Consider the following 15850-nt stretch of genomic DNA (forward strand, 5'->3'; position numbering starts at 1 on the left):
CCATGGACCCCACTCAGTTCACCCGCCTTACCTCCGGCAAGCCGTATCCGCTGGGCGCCGTCAGCGACGGCTTGGGCGTGAATTTCGCCGTGTTCTCGGCCAACGCCACCCGCATCGAACTGTGCGTGTTCGATGCGCGCGGCCGCAAAGAACTACGACGCTTCGACCTGCCGGAATGTACCGACGAAATCTGGCACGGCTACCTGCCCGACGCCCAGCCCGGTTTGATCTACGGCTATCGCGCCCATGGGCCGTACGACCCGCGCAACGGCCACCGCTTCAACCCGCACAAGCTGCTGCTGGACCCCTACGCCCGCCAACTGACCGGCCCCGTCAGCTGGAGCGATGCGCTGTTCGGATACCGCCTGAACCACGCGCGCGGCGACTTGTCGATGGACCGCCGCGACAGCGCGCCGGCCATGGCCAAGGCGGTGGTGACCGAAGACGTGCCCTTTAACTGGGGCAACAGCAAGGCGCCCGACACGCCGTGGACCGACACCACGATCTACGAAGTGCATCTGCGCGGCGTGTCGATGCAGCGCGAGGACCTGCGCCCGCCGCTGCGCGGCACCTGCGCCGCGCTGGCGGACCCGCGCTTTATTGAACACCTGCACCGCCTGGGCGTCACCGCCGTCGAACTGCTGCCCGTGCACGCCTTCCTGCAAGACCGCTTCCTGCTGGAACGCGGCCTGCGCAACTACTGGGGCTACAACACGCTGTCGTTCTTCGCGCCGGAACCCACCTACCTGCAACGCGGCCCCAACGACTTGCGCCAGGCCGTGCGGCGCCTGCATGCGGCCGGGTTGGAGGTGATACTGGACGTGGTCTACAACCACACCTGCGAAGGCAGCGAACTGGGCCCCACCCTGTCGTGGCGCGGCCTGGATAACGCCAGCTACTACCGCCTGATGCCGGGCGAAGAACGCTACTACATCAACGATACGGGCTGCGGCAACACCGTCAACCTGTCGCACCCGCGCGTGCTTCAGATGGTCACCGATTCACTGCGCTACTGGACGCAATCCTATGGCGTGGACGGCTTTCGCTTCGACCTGGGCGTGACGCTGGGCCGCGAGGGCACGGGCTTTGACCCGGGCTCCGGCTTTTTTGACGCCCTGTTGCAGGACCCGGTGCTGGCCGGCGTCAAGCTCATTTCGGAGCCCTGGGACATCGGCCCCGACGGCTATCAACTGGGCAGCCACCCGCCCGGCATGGCGGAATGGAACGACCGCTACCGCGACACCGTGCGCCGCTATTGGCGCGGCGACGAAGGCATGCGCGGCGACATGGCCGCGCGCCTGTGCGGCTCGCGCGATATCTTCGACCGCCGCCACCGCCGTCCCTGGGCCAGCGTCAACTTCATCGCATCGCACGACGGCTTCACCACGCAGGATGTCGTCAGCTACGACGGCAGCCACAACGAAGGCAACGGCGAAGGCGGCAACGACGGCCATTCGGAAAACTACAGCCACAACTGGGGCGCCGAAGGCCCGACCGATGACGCCGCCATCCTGGAAACCCGCAGCCGCGTGCAACGCGCGCTGCTGGCGACGCTGTTCCTGTCGGACGGCACGCCGATGATGTTGGCCGGCGACGAATTCGGCAACAGCCAGGACGGCAACAACAACGCCTATTGCCAGGACAACCCCGTGTCGTGGCTGGACTGGACGCAGGCGCAAAGCGACGAAGGCCGTGCGTTAAGCACGTTCGTCGCCCGCGCGGTCGCATTGCGACGCGACCACCCCAGCCTGCGCGCCGCCCGCTTTGGCGACGCGGCCCGCGAAGTGTGCCCCGGCGTCAGCGCCATTGGCTGGTTCGACACGCATGGCGGCCCCATCGACCAGGGGGCCTGGGACGACCCGCAACAACGCACGATGGCGCTGCGGCGCGCGGCGCTGCGCGAGGACGGCAGCGCGGACATCACCTTGCTGTTGATGAACCCCGGTGCCGAACCCGCCACCTTCGCCCTGCCCGAACCTGGCCAGGCGTGGCTGCGGGAGCTGGATTCGGCCACGCAAGTGCCCGCCGCGCCCGTTACCGAAAACGAAATCACCGTACAGGCGCACAGCCTTGTCCTGCTGTCTGCCACCTGCATCTCCGGAAATGCATCATGACCGTGTTGCCCGAACCGTATACCCACGGCGCGCTGCCGCTGCCCGATGGCCGCACGCGCTTTCGCCTGTGGGCACCATCCGCCCCGCCCGACCTGGCGCTGGTCATTTCCGGCCGTGATCCCATCCCCTTGCACCCCGAGGCCGATGGCTTTGTGCAGGTCGACGTCGATTGCGCGGCGGGAACGCGCTATCAATACGGCCTGGGCGAAGGCTTGCTGGCGCCCGACCCGGCTTCGCGCCTGCAAGACGGCGACGTGCACGACGCCAGCGTGGTGGTGGGCGCGGACACCTATCCGTGGCAGCACCCCTCATGGATGGGTCGGCCGTGGCGCGAAGCCGTTATCTACGAAGCACACGCCGGCCTGGCGGGCGGCTTTGCGGGGCTGACAAAAAAGCTGCCCGAGCTGGCCGACGTGGGCTTCACGGTGATTGAGCTGATGCCGATTGCCGACTTTCCCGGTCCGCGCAACTGGGGCTACGACGGCGTGCTGCCGTATGCGCCGGACACCGCTTACGGCACGCCGGACGACCTGAAGCAGCTGATCGACACGGCGCACGGGCTGGGGCTGTGCGTGATGCTGGACGTGGTCTACAACCACTTCGGCCCGGACGGCAATTACCTGTCCCAGTACGCCGCCCCGTTCTTTCGGGATGACGTGGCCACCCCCTGGGGCTCGGCCATCGATTTTCGCCAGCCCCCCGTGCGCCGCTACTTCGAAGAAAACGCGTTGTACTGGCTGACGGAATACCGCTTTGACGGCCTGCGCCTGGACGCGGTGCACGCCATCCCCGACCCGGAATGGCTGGTGGAACTGGCGCGCTTTGTTCGGGGCCAGATTCCCGCGCAGCGCCACATCCATCTGGTGCTGGAAAACGACGACAACCGCGCCAGCCTGCTGACCGACGGCTACGACGCCCAGTGGAACGACGACGCGCATCACGTGCTGCACCACCTGCTGACGGGGGAATCGCGCGGCTACTACGCCGACTACGCAAACCGCCCGGCCCAGGCCTTGGCGCGCTGCCTGGGCGAAGGCTGGGTCTACCAGGGCCAGCCGTCGCCCTACCGCCAGGGCGCCGCCCGGGGCGAACCCAGCGGCCACCTGTCGCCCACGTCTTTCGTGCTGTTCCTGCAAAACCATGACCAGACCGGCAACCGCGCGCGCGGTGAACGGCTGACCCTTTTGGCCGAAACCACGGAACGGCTGCGCGCCGGCGTCGTGCTGCAACTGCTGGCCCCGCAGATTCCGCTGGTGTTCATGGGCGAAGAAGCCGGCAGCCGCGCCCCGTTCCTGTACTTCACCAGCCATACCGACCCGGCCCTGGCCACGGCGGTACGCGAAGGCCGCCAGCGGGAATTCGCCGCGTTTCCCGAGTTTTCGGGCGCAAACAGCGACGCCGTGCCGGACCCCAACGCCGAAACCACCTGGGACCAGAGCAACCCCTGGAGCGCACAGGCCAGCCCCGACGCGCAGCAGTGGCGCGATCTGTACCGCGCGCTGCTGGACATGCGCCAGCGCGTGATCGCACCGCGCCTGGACGGCGCCAAGACCGTGTTCGCGCGTGCCGTCGGCGAGCACAGCGTGCATGCCAAGTGGCGTCTTGCCGACGGCGCGCTGCTGTCCGCGTACGTCAACCTCGGCCCCGTGCCGGAGGCGCTGCCGCGTCAACAAGCGTCGGCCGCGCCCTTGTTCTCGGCGCTGCTATTTGAGTCGCGCGCGGGCGCGTTCGACGCGTTGTGCCAGGGCAACCTGTGCTCGGAAAGCACGGTGTGGCTGCTGGAGGAACCCGCATGAGCGCCGACGCCCCCGCCGGGCTATCGGAGTTGGCGGCCGACGCCGGTATCGCGGAACACTGGACGGACGCGGACAAGCGCCCGCAACGCGTGTCGGCCGACACGCTGCGCGCCCTGCTGGCCGCCATGGACCTGCCCGCCGAATCAGAGGCTGACATCCGCGTCAGCCGGCAACGGTTGGCCGACATGCAAGCGCGGTCACGCCTGCCCGCGATGCTGATCGCCGTTACCGAGGAAGCGGTGTTCCTGCCCCGCGACTGCGCGGGCGCGTATCGGATCGAGCCGCCAGCGGGGCCCGCCATCACCGGCCAGACAACCGACCAGAACACCGCGCAACGCGCGGACCCACGCACAGGCCAACGCGCAGGCCAACCTACGCAGGCTGGCGGCACCGCGCCGATGTTGCGCGCCCCCTCGACCCCGGGTTACTACACGCTGCACACGGCCGGCGGCGTGACGACGCTTGCCGTCGCGCCCCGCCGAGCGCCCGGGCTGAACGAGCTGCTGCAAGAGAAAGACGCCCGCGCCTGGGGCCTGGCGGTGCAGGTCTACAGCCTGCGCCGGCCCAACCCGGACCCCACGCAGGCCACGCACGGCTTTGGCGACTTTGGCGCCCTGCGCGACCTGGCTCAGGCAGCCGGCAATGCGGGTGCGGACGCGCTGGCGATCAGCCCGGTGCACGCCATGTTTGCCGCCGACCCGGCACAGTGCAGCCCGTATTCGCCGTCCAGCCGCCTGTTCTTGAACGCCTTGTACGCCGATCCCGCCGCCGTCCTGGGCGCCGACGCCGTACGTGATGCCCTGGCGGGGATGACGCACACGCGCTTGCGCTCGCTGGATGCCCAGCCCTTGATCGATTGGCCCGCGGCCGCCGGTTTCCGGCAACAGCTGCTGCGCCGCCTGCATGACCGTTTCGCCGTGGCGGCGGGCGACGAGCAGCGCCGCGCCTACGACGCCTTCCGTAACGCCGGCGGGCAGGACCTGCGCGACCACGCGCTGTTTGAAGCGCTGCACGCGGCGCACAGTCTGGAGGCGGGCACGCCCGTGCCGTGGACGCAATGGCCCGCCGCTCTGCGCGACCCGCGCTCATCGGCCGCGCAGCAGTTCGCCGCGCAGCACGCCCAAGAGGTGGACGCGCATGCGTTCGCCCAGTGGCTGGCCTCGGCCAGCCTGAAGCAGGCGCAGCGTGCCGGCCGCGACGCGGGCATGCGCGTGGGCATCGTGGCGGACCTGGCGGTGGGCGCAAGCCCGCTGGGCAGCCACGCATGGAGCCGCCAGGCCGACCTGGTCAAGCGCGCCAGCGTGGGCGCGCCGCCCGATATCTACAACCCGCTGGGCCAGGGCTGGGGGCTGACCGCGCTGTCCCCTGCCGCCTTGCAGGAATCCGGCTATTCAGCCTTCCTGGCGATGCTGCGGGCCAGTCTGTCGCACGCGGGCGGCCTGCGCATCGACCACATCCTGGGCATGGCCCGGATGTGGCTGATCCCGGATGGCGCCGGTCCGCAAGATGGTGGCTACGTGCGCTATCCGCTGCGCCAGCTGCTGCGCTTGACGGCCCTGGAAGCGTGGCTGCATCGCGCGCTGATCGTGGGCGAGAACCTGGGCACGGTGCCGGAAGGCTTTGACGCGCTGCTGGAAGAACACGGCGTGCTCGGCATGGACGTACTGTGGTTCATGCGCGCCTCTGCCACGGCGGATAGTCCCGACCCGGCCGCCGCTTCCGCAACGTCCGCCGGTTCGGACGCTGCCGCCGGTTCCGACACGCCCAGCCCCCCCTCTGAACCCCCGGCCTTCCTGTCCCCTACGGAATGGCCCAAACACGCTGTTGCCATGACCACGACTCATGATTTGCCCACGCTGGAAGGCTGGTGGCACGCCCAGGACATCCTGTGGCGTTCCCGCTTGAATCTGCTAGGCCCCGGCCAGGAAGAAGCCGCCCAACGAGCCGACCGCCTGGAAGAACGCGCCACGCTGTGGCGTTCGGTGCAGGCCTCGTCGCCCACGGCCTCGACGCGGCCCCTGCCCCGCCAGACGCCCAGCGCGGAACTGCTGGGTTTTGTGGCCGCCACGCCCTGCCCGCTGATGCTGGTTACGCTGGAAGACCTGACCGGTCAGCTGGATCAGCCCAACCTGCCCGGCACCATCGACCAGCATCCCAACTGGCGCCAGCGGGCGCCGTTGTCGGTCAACGATTGCCTGACGGCGCACACCAGCCAGGCGCGGCTGCGCCCGGTGCGCGCACTGCGGGGCCGCTCATGAAGCCCGTCGCCCCGCCCATCGCCCCCAGCATTCCCCGCGCCACCGCCCGCCTGCAATTGCACGCCGACTTCACGTTGGACGACGCCCGCCGGCAGCTTCCCTACTACGCCGCGTTGGGGGTCAGCCACCTGTACCTGTCGCCCATCACCCAGGCCAAGGCGGGCTCGACCCACGGCTATGACGTTATCGACCACGAGCGTGTCAGCGCCGACCTGGGCGGTGAAAGCGCGCTGCGCGAACTCGCCGACGCGGCGCGCGCCCACGGCATGGGCCTGATTGCCGATATCGTGCCCAACCACATGGCCGCGCATGCGTCCAACGCCTGGTGGGCCGACATGTTGCGGCTGGGCCGGCAAAGCACGCACGCCGGCACCTTCGACATCAACTGGGACGCGCCCGACCCCCTGCTGCGCGGCAAGGTGCTGCTGCCCGTGCTGCCCGAGCCGTACAGCGAAACCTTGGCGGCGGGCGGCATCCGGCTGGTGCACGATGCGCAATCGGGCACCAGCCATATCGAAGCCGGCGGCCAGCAACTGCCCTTGGCGCCCGGCTCGGCCACCGGCGACCCGGCCACCTTGTGCGCCGCCTGCGACCCCGACACCGCGGCGGGCCAGGCGCGCCTGCACGCCTTGCTGGAACGCCAGCATTACCGGCTGGCCTGGTGGCGCACCGCGCCCGACCTCATCAACTGGCGCCGCTTCTTTGAGATCAGCGAGCTGGTGGGTGTGCGCGTGGAAGACGAGGCCGTGTTCAACGCCGTGCATGCGCTGGTGCTGCGCTTGTACCGCGAAGGCGTGCTTGACGGCTTGCGCATCGACCATATCGACGGTCTGGCCAGCCCCGGCGCGTATCTGCGCCGCTTGCGCCGCGCCATGCGCGAGGCGGACGACGCCCGCAGCCAGGCCGGCCTGCCCGGCGAAGGCTATCTGGTCATTGAAAAGATCCTGGCGGACGACGAAGCGCTGGAACCGCATTGGCCCACCCACGGCACCACGGGCTACGACTTCATGGATCAGGTGGGCGCGCTGCTGCATGCGCCCCAGGCCCAGGCGCCGCTGGAACAGTTCTGGGCCAGCCTGAGCCGCGACCCGCGCGACGCCCCGGCCCAACTGCGCGACGCCCGCCACCGCATGCTGGCCCGCCACTTCCCCAGCGAGCGCCAGGCGCTGGTGGCGGCGCTGGCACGCATCGCACACAGGGACGCGCGTACCCGCGATTGGACCCAGCCCGCCATCGACCGCGTCCTGACGGCGTTACTGGCGGCATTCCCGGTGTACCGCACCTATGCAGAGGACGGCGGCCGCAGCCCCGCCGATACGCACTGGTGCCGCATCGCGCTGGACCAGGCGCGCTTGGCGCTGGGCGACGCGTCGGCCGACCTGCGCCTGCTGGACCAGTTGGACCAATGGTTGGGCGGTGGCACGCCGCCGTCCGGCTCCACGACGGCCCCAACGGCCGCAAACCCCGGCGCCGATTCGACGGACACTGCCGACTCCCAGGAAGCCGAGGCGCGCACGCTGGCCTTGCGCCGCTTCCAGCAACTGACGCCCCCGCTGGCCGCCAAAGCCCTGGAAGACACGCTGTTCTACCGACGCGGCCCGCTGTTGTCCCGCAACGAAGTGGGCTCCAGCCCAACGCGGTTCACGTTGCCGCTTGAAGAGTTCCATGCGCTATGCGCGGCGCGTGCGGGCACGCATCCGCATGCCATGCTGGCCACCGCCACCCACGACCACAAGCGTGGCGAAGACACGCGCGCCCGGCTGGCCGTGCTGTCTGAAATCCCCGAGGACTGGCGCCGCACCGCGGACGGCTGGATTGCGCGGCTGGCCCCGCCCGGGGCGCCTACGCCCGCCGACCGCTACCTGCTTTTGCAAAGCCTGGTGGGCGCGTGGCCGCTATCGTTGTCGCCCGACCGGCTAAGCGAACAGCCCGAGGCCGTGGCGGAGTTTCTAGGCCGCATCGCGCAGTGGCAGGAAAAATCCCTGCGCGAAGCCAAGCTGCACACCAGCTGGACTGACCCGAACGCCGACTACGAGCGCGCTGCCCGGCAATGCATCGAGGCCTTGCAACAGCCCGGCGACGGCCAGGCGTTGCTGCGAGACATCGGCAGTTGGGCGCTGAAAATCGCGCCGGCGGGCCTGGTGAACAGCCTGACCCAGACGGTGCTGCGCAACACAGTGCCCGGCGTGCCCGATCTTTACCAAGGCGCGGACCTGTGGGACTTCAGCCTGGTCGACCCCGACAACCGCCGCCCCGTGGACTACGCAGAGCGGGCGGCCTTGCTGGCCGAATCCGATCCGTCCGGCGCCTCGGACCGCGATGCAACGGACGCCACCACGCCGTTGCGGGACCACGCGGCCACGAGCGTCCAGGCGGGGGACGTTGACACGCCCATCCCCACCGACGCTCGGGCATGGCGCAGCGGCGCCATCAAGCAGTCGCTCATCCAACGTGCGCTGGCGCTGCGGGCACGCTACCCCGACGTCTTCCGCGTGGGCGACTACACGCCCCTTGCCGCGCACGGCCCGCGCGCGGCTCACGTCATTGCCTACCTGCGCCGCCATGACGGCCGCTGCGTGCTGGTCGTGGCGCCCAGGCTGTGCGCCATGGCCTTGGCGGGATACGCCCAGGGCAAACCAGCGCAAGCGGCGGATTTTTGGGCGGGCACGCGCGTGGTGCTACCAGCCGACGTGGACGCGGACCTGGACGCCTTGCGCGACGTGCTCTTCGGCCGCCGTCCCAGCGTGAACACGGCCGGTGAACTTGCGCTGGACCAACTGCTGCGAGACGGGCCGGTGGCGCTGCTGGCGACGGAGTAGCGTCCCAGCGCGTCCACGCTTAGTACTGGTATCGCATCGTCACCATGGCGCTGCGCCCAGCCCCCCACGCGCCCTGGCTGTAGAAACCGACCTGGCTGTAGTACTTGCGGTCAAACAGGTTGTTCACGTTCAGCTGTGCCGACAAGTTGCGGTTGAAGCGGTAGCGGGCCATCAGGTTGGTGATGGCGTAGCTGCCCTGCCCCACGCGTTCGTCGCCATTGGGGCCGCTGGCGATGGTGTAGACGCCGCTTTGCCAGTTCACCCCACCGCCCACCGTCAGCCGGTTCCAGTCGCCCGGCAGCTGGTAGGTGGTGAAGACGCGCACCAGCGTGCGCGGCTGGTCCGTCTGGATGGCCGCGCCGTCGCCGTCGCGCGCCGTCCAATGCGACCAGCCCGCCGCCAGGTTCCAGCCCGGCGTGACTTCTCCGGACACTTCCAGGTCAAAGCCCCGGCTGCGCGTTCCTTGTGCGGCCCGATAAGCCTGGTTGATGGAACCCGGCACCAGGTAACCCGGGTCGGTTTGCGCCACGTTGTCCTGCTCGACCTGGAACACCGCCGCGCTGGCGTTCAGGCGGCCTTCCAGGAATTCGCCCTTGACGCCGGCCTCGTAGGATTTGCCTTCCAGCGGGTCCAGCCAGCCGCCGTTGCGGTCCTGGTAGCTTTGCGGATTGAAGATGCCGGTGTAGCTGACGTAGGCGGTGTAGTTGTCGTTGATGTCGTACAGCAGCCCGGCGTAGGGCGTGAACGCGTTCTTGTCGAACGCGGTGTGGTCGCCGCCGCCAAAGCCGACCGAATCCGTCTTCCAGGTGCTGTAGCGGCCGCCCACGATCAGCTTCAATGGGTCAGCCAGGTTCAAGCGCAGCGCACCGTACCAGCCCGTCTGCTTGGTGGTGTAGCGGCTGGCCGTCACCGCCGTGTCGCTCCAGTCGGGTTCCGGATACGAACCGTTCCAGTCAAAGAAGTTGCCCACCGGCGCGGCGTTCAAGCCTGCGCGGTAATCAAAGTCGGCGTACTGGCGGGTGAAGCTGGCGCCCACCACGGCTTCGTGGCGGCGTCCAAAGGCGGTGAACGGGCCGGTGGCCTTCACGTCCAGGCTGTTCTGCTTGCGGTCGCCCAGGTACCACGACGGCGATCCGTTTACGCCCAAGCCGGTTTCGCGGTCGGGCCAGCCGTACAGATAGAGCAGCTTGCCATCCATTTCGTGCTTGGAATGAGATGCCACCGCCTGCACGCGCCAATCATTGTCAAAGCGATGTTCCAGGCTGGCGAAACCGCCGGTCGTGGTGCTGGCCCAGGAACTCCAGTCGGCGCCGGTGTTCAGCGACCGCTTCCAATCCGTGCGGCCGCCGTCCGCGTACCACAGCGGAAAGCCGCCCCAACTGCTGCCCCTGGGCTCGTTGTCCTGATAGTTCAAGCCCGCGCTGAAGGTGGTGCGCGAGGTCAGGTCGGCGTCCACCACGCCGTAGAACACCTTTTTCTGGCTCTTGTAGTCGTCCAGATAAGAGTGGTTGTCCTGGTAGGCGGACACGATGCGGCCGCGCACGCTACCGTCCTTGTTCAGCGGCGTGGACAGGTCCAGCGTGCCGCGATAGGTGTCCCAGCTGCCGGCGCTGACGCTGATGTCGGCCTTGAATTCGCGGCTGATGGCGTGCTTGCGCACCAGGTTGATGGACGCCGACGGATTGCCCGCGCCGGTCAGCAGCCCGGTGGCGCCGCGCACGACTTCCACGCGGTCGTAGATGATGGTGTCCATTGACGATTCGCCCGCGGCATAGCCGCTATCGAAGCCGGTGGGTACGCCGTCGTACAGGTAGTTGCTGATGGCGAATCCGCGCGAACTGAACGAATAGCGCTCGCTGTCGTAGTTCTGAACCGCGATGCCCGGCGTGCCGGCCATGACGTCGGCCAGCGAACGCATGTCTTCGTCTTCCATGCGCTGGCGCGTCACCACGGTGACCGACTGCGGCGTCTCGCGCAGCGTCAGGGGCATGCCCGTACCGGCCGCCGTGGCTCGGGGCGTGTAGGATCCCGTCCCTTCCGTGGTGGTGGGATCGCCGTCGCCCACCACCTGCACGCTGGGCAAGGTGGCCACGGCGCTGTCCTGCGCCTGGGCCGCCGCGCCGGTGGACGCCAGCGCCATCAGCACCAGGGCCGACGTGGGCCCCAGCCGCCACGCGAAGCGACCAGAAGGGTGAATACGGGGTCTGCCGCCCAGCGGCCTTTGCTCGTGCATGCTGCGTTCCTTTCCTTCTACGGGTTGCATTATGGGAACGAAGTGTAATGCGACTGATTCGCATATCGATTTGCTGTTGTGAAATTACGACTGATTTGTCCCTACGCGCCATGGGTGTAGCCAACGCCCTGCCCGGCGGATCGGCATAATGTCGCTGGCCTCGGCCCCCATTCCAGTCGCTTTCCGTAGGAATTCCTTTCGTGTTCCATGTCTTTACCGGACTGATCAGTCTTTACGTCATCTGGCGTTTCGTCCTGCCTCTGTCGTTGTCCCGCCCTGCCAAGGCGGTGTTGGCCCTGTTGCTGCTGGGCGTGGCCGAGCACCATCTGGTGACGCGCAATTTTTTTGGTTCGATGGCCTCGCCCGAGGTGCCCGCCACCTTGCTGATGGCACTGGGCTGGGCATTTGGCGCCCTGCTGCTGCTGGCCATGCTGCTGTTGCTGCGCGACGTGGTGGGCGTGGTGATCTATGCGTTCTCGCGCGTGCGGGGACACGGTGTGCTGGCCGCGCGCCGCTGGGGCCAAGGGGCGGCGGTGGCGGCCGCGCTGCTGTCGGCCATCGGCGTGTGGCAGGCGGTGCGCGTGCCCGATGTCAAGACGCTGGAAATCGCCCTGCCCAAGCTGCCGCCCGAACTGGACGGCTTTCGGCTGGTGCAACTGACCGACCTGCACGCCAGCCGCCTTCTGGAAGCGCCGTGGATGGAAGCGGTGGTCAAGAAAACCAACGCTTTGAACCCGGACCTGATCGTCATCACTGGGGACCTGGTTGACGGCACCACCGATGCGCGCGCGGCCGATGTGCTGCCGCTGCAAGCCCTGCGCGCGCCGCAGGGCGTCTATGCCATCCCCGGCAACCACGAGTACTACGCCGAATACCAGCGCTGGCTGCCGGCCTTCGAAAAGCTGGGGCTGCGCCTGCTGCTCAATGACCACGTCACGCTGACGCCCAAGGGGCAGCGCCTGGTGCTGGCCGGCGTTACCGACAAGATGGCCGCCGCCTACGACCAGCCCGTGCCGGACGTGGCACGGGCGTTGCAGGGCGTGCCCAAGACCGACCCGGTCATCCTGCTGAGCCATCGCCCCCCGGGCGCCGCGCTGAACGCCCAGGCCGGGGCCGGGCTGCAACTGTCCGGGCATACGCATGGTGGCCAGATCCTGGGACCGCACCTGCTGACGCAGCTGGCCAACGAAGGCTATGTGTCCGGCCTATACCAGGTGAACGGCATGAAGTTGTATGTCAGTAACGGCACCGGGCTGTGGCCGGGCTTTCCGATCCGCCTGGGCCGGCCTTCCGAAATCACGCAGATCGTGCTGCGCGCGCCGGCCCGGGTGGCCGCGCCGTAGGCTGCCTACGCCCGCCCACGTTTCCATGACCTACCTGCTGTGGTCCCTGCCCGCACTGACCGTGATCGTTGCCATCGCCAGCGGGCGAGTCAACACAACGATGGCGGCCGTGCTGGGCCTGTTCACCGCCATTGCGGTTGCGCTAAGCGCCGCGCCCGGCGCTTTCACCGGCGCACAGCTGGCGGTGACGCTGGAACGCGGCGCGTGGATCGGCTGGATCATCACGCCCTACATCCTGGGCGGCTTGCTGTTCTGGCAGATGGCCTCGCCCACGCAGCCGGTGGGGGCCGGCGTTCACCCCCCCGGCGTTCACCCCGCGGAACTGAATGACCCGCTGGCGCGTCGGCGGCGCTTGTTCTTTGCCTGTTTCCTGATCGGCCCATTCGCGGAATCCGCCACGGGTTTTGGCGTGGGCATGCTGGGCACCGTGCTGCTGATTCGTCCGCTGGGCTTGAAGCCCCGCGACATCATGATCTTTGCCCTGTTGAGCCAGACGCTGATCCCATGGGGCGCGATGGGCAGCGGCACCTTGCTGGCATCTGCCTACGCGCGCGTCCCCGCCCCGCAGCTGGCGCTGTACAGCATGGTGGCGGTGGCCTTGCTGATGGCCGTCTGGATGGCACTGTACTGGCGCACGGCGCGCGTTGCGGGGCTGAACGCCGGCGCCGCCGAGCATGTCAGGGAAGCCGGCTGGATCGTCACCGGCCTGGCCTTGCTTTGGGCCGCCACAGCCCTGCTGGGCCCGGAAACGGCGCTGCTGGCCGCCTACGGCCCCTTGATCGTGCTGCGCTTCTTGCTGGTCCGCAGGCCGGATCGCGCCCAGGCGCTGACGGCCGCACGGCGCGCGTTGCCCTACATCCTGGTGATTGCCTGCCTGGTGGCCACGCGCCTGATGCCCACGCTGAATCGCGCGCTGGGTGCCTGGGCCGACATCCGTCCGTTTGCCGACCTGCCCGCCTGGATGCCGTTCCTGCATGCCGGCAGCTGGCTGGTGGCAGGGGCGTTGGCCATGGCGGCCTGGTGGCGCCAACCGGGCGCGTTGGCCGTGCAGGCGCGCGCCGCCTGGCGCACCGGCCGCCACGCCGTCATGTCCGTATTCCTGTTCGCCATGATGGCCGAAGTGCTGGCCGGCGCCGGCATCTCGCAAGCCTATGCCGATGGCCTGTTCGCCGCCTTGCAGGACGGGACCATCCTGATCACGCCCTTGCTGGCCGGCGCCTTCGGCATTTTGGCCAACAGCGGCAACGCGCCGAACAGCCTGTTCATGCCGTCCCAGCTATCATTAGCGCTGCACGCGGGTCTGAACGTGCCGGCAGCGGCAGCGCTGTTACACGTTTCGGGCACGTCGATGGGGTTTTTTTCACCCGTCAGGATGTCAATTGCGGCGGGTTTGGCCCACGGACAGGGGCAAGAACGCAGCGTGTATGTTCTACTACTGCCGTTTGCCCTGGCCGCGTTCGGCATTCTTTTATTCCTGGCACTGCTTGTCGTGCTGTCGGGATAGCCGCCCGAGCGCTGATGCTCACGGCCTCAACCTTTTTTTTGTGTAGCACATGGGACTAGAACAGTTAGCCGCGATCCGGGCCTTGATCATCAAGCAGGCGCCTGAAGAGCCGACCCCCAAGAAAGAAGCGCGCCCGCAAGGCGCAGGCAAAGGCCCCCGCCCACCCGGCGGCGGCAAAGGCCCGCGTCCGCAAGGCGACAAGGGAGCACGCCCGCAAGGCGGCGACAAGAACGCCCGTTCCCAGGGCGGCGACAAGGGCCAGCGGCCGCAGCGCGCCGACCGGCGCGAATCGCCCGTGGATCCGGTCGTGGTCGCTATCTCGCGCTTGCAACGCCAGTTTCCCAAGGCCTTCCCCAAGAATCCCGCGCCGAAGCTGCCGCTGAAGCTGGGCGTGCTGGCGGACCTGGTGCAACATGCCCAGACGCTGCAACTGGACGAAGCCCAGATCAAGGAAGCGGTCAAGACCTGGTGTGATGGCCGCCGCTATTGGGCCAGCATGATCGAGGACGCCCCGCGCGTGGACCTGAACGGCGAACCCTCGGGCGTCGTGACGGCCAACGAAGCCAAGCATGCCAAGCGCATGGCGTCGCGCAGCGCATCCAAGAACGCCGCCGCGCGCAACAAGGCCAAGAAGGCCGAAGCCGCCGCTGCGGATACGGCAGCTGGCGCCGATACGGCAGCAGCCGCTACGGCCGCTACCGGTGACGCCGCGGTGACGGCGCCCGTGACGGCCGACGTTGCGGCGCCGGTGCAAACAGCCCCGCAAGCGCCGGCCGCTGACGCGTCGGCACCGTCTGCTGAAGCTCCGTCCGCCGAGCCGACCTCGCCGTCCGCTGATTCGTCCGCTGATTCGTCCGCTGATTCGTCCGCCGACAAGCCCGCGCAGTCCTGAGTCATACCGCCATCGGGCCACCCCGCCCGGTGACGCCAAAAAGCCCGGCCCGCAACGATCCGTCGCGGGCCGGGCTTTTGCATTCGTGCATGCTTGCCTCAGGCAGCCAGCGCCTGTTCCAGATACCGCATCCCCGTCGGGCTGTACGGCAGCGTCAGCGCCCACTGGTGACCCGCCGCGTCCATCTTCTGCAATGACTTTCGCAGTATCTCGACGATCTTCTCCCCGTGCGCGGGATGAAACGCTTCGTACTGGTATTGCAAAAACACCAGGCACAAGGCGTTTTCCATGGTCTGCACATCGGCATCCTGCTTGATGCCCTGCTTCATCACGATGGTTCTCACGCGGTCGAGCACGTCGTCGGCGTAGCCCGCGTCGCGCAGGATGCCTTCCGCGATGGCGGCATGATGCCGCGCCAGCGCCTTGCGCCACGTCAGGTAACCCACGCGCCCGTCGGGATAGCTCTTGCGGGTGATTTCCCAGCGCCCGATGTGCTGGCAGCGCGAGGCCAGCACCAGCGGTTCAGACGCATCCGGCGCCAGCTTCAACACCCATTCATGCAGCTTTTGCGCCAGGAATAGCTCCTGCGGACAGGTCTCGCCCTGCCAGGCGAACAGATTGGGATCGGTGCCGTTGTACTGGTCAAACCGAAGCAGCGTCTGGTGTAGACGATCATTCATGCGGTGAGTTTCCTGCGTGCGTTGCATTTCCTGGTCGGGCGCCAAGGCGGCCAAAGACGCAACGATCATAGCGCCAAGCCGGCCGCCAGAGGCGTCCGCGTCGCGCAAACCGCATATCGAAACTCGAAAATCATCGTTCATGTGGGCGCGGTGACTGCTTAGGATCTGGGGTTCTTCCTAACGCCCGATGGCGCACCGTGCGCCCTGCTTA

At 68.2% G+C, this 15850-nt stretch carries 9 protein-coding genes; 7 read left to right on the plus strand and 2 right to left on the minus strand.

The window, feature by feature from the left end:
• Nucleotides 1–2: 2 nt before the first annotated feature.
• The 4 genes from glgX to treY are packed head-to-tail and all read left to right on the plus strand — an operon-like array spanning nucleotide 3 to nucleotide 8987.
• Nucleotides 3–2114 carry a glycogen debranching protein GlgX gene (gene glgX, locus V6F88_RS04795; protein ID WP_332608209.1) on the plus strand — a complete coding sequence of 704 codons (2112 nt, stop codon included), beginning with the start codon at nucleotides 3–5 and terminating at the stop codon, nucleotides 2112–2114.
• Nucleotides 2111–3910 carry a malto-oligosyltrehalose trehalohydrolase gene (gene treZ, locus V6F88_RS04800; protein WP_332608210.1) on the plus strand — a complete coding sequence of 600 codons (1800 nt, stop codon included), beginning with the start codon at nucleotides 2111–2113 and terminating at the stop codon, nucleotides 3908–3910. The genes glgX and treZ overlap by 4 nt, the downstream gene beginning before the upstream one ends.
• The gene (gene malQ / locus V6F88_RS04805; RefSeq protein WP_332608211.1) at nucleotides 3907–6168 is read left to right on the plus strand and encodes a 4-alpha-glucanotransferase; all 2262 of its coding nucleotides are present in this window, start codon (nucleotides 3907–3909) and stop codon (nucleotides 6166–6168) included. Before treZ ends, malQ begins: the two co-directional genes overlap by 4 nt.
• Nucleotides 6165–8987 (plus strand): malto-oligosyltrehalose synthase, encoded by a 2823-nt coding sequence (gene treY / locus V6F88_RS04810; protein WP_332608212.1) that lies wholly within the window; start codon nucleotides 6165–6167, stop codon nucleotides 8985–8987. Before malQ ends, treY begins: the two co-directional genes overlap by 4 nt.
• 19 nt (nucleotides 8988–9006) lie before the next feature.
• Here treY and fhuE read toward each other — a convergent pair whose 3' ends face one another.
• Entirely contained in the window at nucleotides 9007–11220 is a 2214-nt protein-coding gene (fhuE, locus tag V6F88_RS04815; RefSeq protein ID WP_332608213.1) for a ferric-rhodotorulic acid/ferric-coprogen receptor FhuE, read from the minus strand.
• 200 nt (nucleotides 11221–11420) lie between these two features.
• On the opposite strand from fhuE, the gene V6F88_RS04820 reads away from it, so the two are divergent.
• The 3 genes from V6F88_RS04820 to V6F88_RS04830 are packed head-to-tail and all read left to right on the plus strand — an operon-like array spanning nucleotide 11421 to nucleotide 14959.
• Nucleotides 11421–12563, plus strand: coding sequence for a metallophosphoesterase (locus V6F88_RS04820; RefSeq protein ID WP_332608214.1), 1143 nt, complete (start codon nucleotides 11421–11423; stop codon nucleotides 12561–12563).
• Nucleotides 12564–12588: 25 nt separating this feature from the next.
• Entirely contained in the window at nucleotides 12589–14067 is a 1479-nt protein-coding gene (locus tag V6F88_RS04825; RefSeq protein WP_332608215.1) for a hypothetical protein, read from the plus strand.
• A gap of 49 nt (nucleotides 14068–14116) precedes the next feature.
• Entirely contained in the window at nucleotides 14117–14959 is an 843-nt protein-coding gene (locus V6F88_RS04830; RefSeq protein ID WP_332608216.1) for a ProQ/FinO family protein, read from the plus strand.
• Nucleotides 14960–15057: 98 nt separating this feature from the next.
• On the opposite strand, the gene V6F88_RS04835 is transcribed toward V6F88_RS04830, so the two are convergent.
• Complete coding sequence (locus V6F88_RS04835) at nucleotides 15058–15639, minus strand: DUF4202 domain-containing protein (protein WP_332608217.1); 582 nt, start codon at nucleotides 15637–15639, stop codon at nucleotides 15058–15060.
• Between the last annotated feature and the right edge of the window lie 211 nt (nucleotides 15640–15850).

It is taken from the genome of Achromobacter sp. ESBL13 (assembly GCF_036668755.1).
Lineage (GTDB): Bacteria > Pseudomonadota > Gammaproteobacteria > Burkholderiales > Burkholderiaceae_B > Achromobacter.

What these genes read in the sequence shown, in the direction of transcription:
- glgX (WP_332608209.1), top strand. Translation starts at nt 3, where the DNA reads ATGGACCCCACTCAGTTCACCCGCCTTACCTCCGGCAAGCCGTATCCG.
- treZ (WP_332608210.1), top strand. Translation starts at nt 2,111, where the DNA reads ATGACCGTGTTGCCCGAACCGTATACCCACGGCGCGCTGCCGCTGCCC.
- malQ (WP_332608211.1), top strand. Translation starts at nt 3,907, where the DNA reads ATGAGCGCCGACGCCCCCGCCGGGCTATCGGAGTTGGCGGCCGACGCC.
- treY (WP_332608212.1), top strand. Translation starts at nt 6,165, where the DNA reads ATGAAGCCCGTCGCCCCGCCCATCGCCCCCAGCATTCCCCGCGCCACC.
- fhuE (WP_332608213.1), bottom strand. Translation starts at nt 11,220, where the DNA reads ATGCACGAGCAAAGGCCGCTGGGCGGCAGACCCCGTATTCACCCTTCT.
- V6F88_RS04825 (WP_332608215.1), top strand. Translation starts at nt 12,589, where the DNA reads ATGACCTACCTGCTGTGGTCCCTGCCCGCACTGACCGTGATCGTTGCC.
- V6F88_RS04830 (WP_332608216.1), top strand. Translation starts at nt 14,117, where the DNA reads ATGGGACTAGAACAGTTAGCCGCGATCCGGGCCTTGATCATCAAGCAG.
- V6F88_RS04835 (WP_332608217.1), bottom strand. Translation starts at nt 15,639, where the DNA reads ATGAATGATCGTCTACACCAGACGCTGCTTCGGTTTGACCAGTACAAC.